The sequence below is a fragment of the Achromobacter sp. SIMBA_011 genome (genome assembly GCF_046535435.1).
GTDB lineage: Bacteria > Pseudomonadota > Gammaproteobacteria > Burkholderiales > Burkholderiaceae_B > Achromobacter > Achromobacter dolens.
Genome location: NZ_JAWRWN010000979.1, coordinates 1 through 248, shown reverse-complemented (window position 1 = coordinate 248; position 248 = coordinate 1). Strand labels below are relative to the sequence as shown.

General features: G+C 56.9%; 1 protein-coding gene. It reads right to left on the bottom strand.

All coding sequences use genetic code 11. The features are described from left to right. On the bottom strand, positions 1-248 hold a 248-nt coding region (locus SB816_RS33925), incomplete at both ends, for a hypothetical protein (protein ID WP_410548489.1).

Here is a 248-nt window from a genome sequence, read left to right as displayed (position 1 = left end):
AAGGAAGCGGCATCGTCACATCCCTGCTTCCCGATACCCGCTGCACCACATTGCTGATCTGGTGTCGGAAAACCGTAAGCGAAGCTAAAGGTGCGTGGCCAAGTCGCTCCAGACGGTGCTCCAGCCGCCCCAGCTCAACAGTCAGTTCACTCAGTGCCGACCAGTTGGACCTTCCCCAGTCCATTGTTCGAATCAAAGGATGTAGCTGAGCGAACAACCAGGCGATGAGATCGATGCGAGCTGAAGCC